Consider the following 2,881-nt stretch of genomic DNA (forward strand, 5'->3'; position numbering starts at 1 on the left):
AACAGCGTGGTGCCCAAGAGAAGACTCGAACTTCCACACCCTTGCGGGCGCTAGGACCTGAACCTAGTGCGTCTACCAATTCCGCCACCTGGGCGCTGTTTTCTGTTATGTTTGCCATATCGGTGAATCTGATATCACAAACAGACGCCGAATTATAAGGATTTTTATGGGGCTGTCAATGGTAAAAAAACATAATTTGCTATCTTCTACAGGTAGTTTGCGTGAACAAGATCCGTTTTTAGTACGTGAAAAACAAAAATATCCCTCTCCTTTACCAAGTCGAGAGTTTGTCTTACAAGTTTTAGCTGAACGTGGTGTGCCGTTATCGACGCAAGAGTTAGGTAACTTGCTTTCGATCACAGAGGATGAATGGGTCTTTTTCACTCGCCGCTTGCGTGCTATGGCGCGTGAGGGGCAAGTATTGATTAACCGCCGTGGTTTTGTCTGTGTGGCAGAAAAAATAGAAGCCGTCGCTGGTAGGGTCATCGGCCATCGCGATGGCTTTGGCTTTTTTACACCGGATGAAGGGGGTAAAGATTGGTTTTTATCTGAACGTGAGATGAAAAAAGTCTTACATGGCGATCGTGTCTTGGTACAAAAGGCGGGTACTGATCGGCGTGGACGTACCGAAGGCCATATTATTGAAGTGCTGGAGCGGGCACATCAAACCTTAGTTGGGCGTTTGCACAGCGAACGCGGTGTGCTGATTTTGATTCCCGAAGATAAACGTATCCATCAAGATGTGTTGATTGAACCGAATCCGGACTTATTGGCCCAAGTTGGGCAAGTTGTTGTGGCTGAATTGCTGGTTCAGCCGGCACCTCATGTGCAACCCATGGGGCGTGTCTGTGAAATTTTAGGAAATGTGGGTGATTCTGGCATTGAAATAGAGATTGCACTACGCAAACATGCTCTGCCCTATCAATTCTCAGCTGCTGCGTTAGAACAGGCACAAAGCACACCAAGTAAGGTGCGTAAAAAAGATCTAAAAGAACGCGAAGATTTACGACATTTGCCTTTGGTCACGATTGACGGCGAAACCGCGCGTGATTTTGATGATGCTGTTTTTGCCGAGCGGCAAGGTAAGGGATGGCGTCTGATTGTGGCAATTGCGGATGTCAGTCACTATGTGTTGCCTAATGATGCCCTCGATCAAGACAGTTTTAGTCGGGGTAACTCGGTGTATTTCCCTCGCCGAGTGATTCCGATGTTGCCTGAAGCTTTGTCTAACGGAATTTGTTCTTTGAATCCGCAAGTCGAACGGCTGTGTATGGTGTGTGATATGCAGCTAAGTGCTAAAGGCAAAGTGAAGCACTATCGGTTTTATCCTGCAGTGATGAAATCACAGGCACGATTAACATACAACCAAGTGTGGCATTGGTTGACCGAGGGGGCTGCTGAAGCACCTCCAACGCTGTTACCTCATTTGCAACATCTATTTGAAGTTTATCGTCTGCTTGCTGCAAATCGTCAAAAGCGTGGTGCGATCGACTTTGATACTGTTGAAACACAAATTGTATTTAACGAGCAGGGCAAAATCGACAAAATTGTACCTGTGCAGCGTAACGAAGCCCATCGTCTGATTGAAGAATGTATGTTGGCAGCAAATGTGTGTGCGGCAGAATTTATTTTGCAGGCCAAACGTAAATGTCTGTTCCGAGTGCACGAAGGGCCTACACCAGAAAAATTAAAAAATCTTCGCGCATTCTTGAAACTGTCTGGCCTGTCGCTTGAAGGAGGCGATGAGCCTACCACCGCTGATTATGCTCAGTTGGCCGAACAAGTGAAAAATCGTCCAGATGCCGCAGTATTACAAACAGTCATGTTGCGTTCGATGCAGCAAGCTGTCTATACCCCAGAACAAAAAGGCCATTTCGGTTTGGCCTATGAGGCATATACCCACTTTACTTCGCCGATTCGTCGTTATCCGGATTTATTGGTGCATCGTACGATTAAGGCTATTTTAAACGAAACAAAATACCGGCCATTGAAAAAGTGGCAAGAGATGGGTGTTCAGTGTTCTATGACCGAGCGTCGTGCTGATGAAGCAAGTCGAGAAGTCGAAACGTGGCTCAAATGTCACTATATGCAGCAACACTTAGGTGAAGCTTTCAGCGGTAAGGTGACAGCCGTGACGTCTTTTGGGTTGTTTATCCTTCTTGACGAGATCTACACCGAAGGATTGGTTCATATTTCTGAGCTCGGGGAAGATTATTTTCATCACGATGCGGAACGCCATGCCATCGTCGGTGAAGGTAGCGGCTTAACCTATCGTTTGGGCGATACCTTGCAGGTGAAAGTGGCTCGTGTCGATCTGGACCAACTGAAAATAGACTTTACCCTCGTAAAAAAACAAGTGCCTCGTCCTCAGGCTAATAAAAACAGAAGAAAAAGATCATAATAAAAACAGAGGATTGTCTTTTTTTTAGGTTTTTTTCGTCACGTTCGCTTGACGATGTGAGAGGGAGTGGGTATAGTTCGCTTCCTCGCTGCAACACAGCAGCAGCAAACAGCGTTTGTTTGATTGATCTTTAACAGAATACAACCGATAGGTGTGCTTGGACATCAAGCGCTTGCACAACAAAATACGTCAGTATTGAGTTTTGTGAGCGAAAATAAGTTTAAACAGAGATTGAACTGAAGAGTTTGATCCTGGCTCAGATTGAACGCTGGCGGCATGCTTTACACATGCAAGTCGAACGGTAACAGGGACCTCGCACCGCTGACGAGTGGCGAACGGGTGAGTAATGCGTCGGAACGTGCCGAGTAATGGGGGATAACGCATCGAAAGGTGTGCTAATACCGCATACGCTCTGAGGAGGAAAGCTGGGGATCGAAAGACCTGGCGTTATTCGAGCGGCCGACGTCTGATTAGCTAGTT

General features: G+C 46.5%; 1 protein-coding gene, 1 tRNA gene and 1 rRNA gene. 2 read left to right on the forward strand and 1 reads right to left on the reverse strand.

Annotated elements, in window-relative coordinates; all coding sequences use genetic code 11:
* Positions 1–7 precede the first annotated feature (7 nt).
* Positions 8–94 (reverse strand) — tRNA-Leu (locus G465_RS0112620).
* An 84-nt stretch (positions 95–178) separates the two neighbouring features.
* Here G465_RS0112620 and rnr point away from each other — a divergent pair.
* Positions 179–2,401, forward strand: coding sequence for a ribonuclease R (rnr, locus tag G465_RS14810; RefSeq protein ID WP_022654795.1), 2,223 nt, complete (start codon positions 179–181; stop codon positions 2,399–2,401).
* A gap of 233 nt (positions 2,402–2,634) precedes the next feature.
* Positions 2,635–2,881 (forward strand): 16S ribosomal RNA (locus tag G465_RS0112630); the annotation flags it as partial.

Source organism: Aquaspirillum serpens DSM 68 (genome assembly GCF_000420525.1).
Taxonomy (GTDB): domain Bacteria; phylum Pseudomonadota; class Gammaproteobacteria; order Burkholderiales; family Aquaspirillaceae; genus Aquaspirillum; species Aquaspirillum serpens.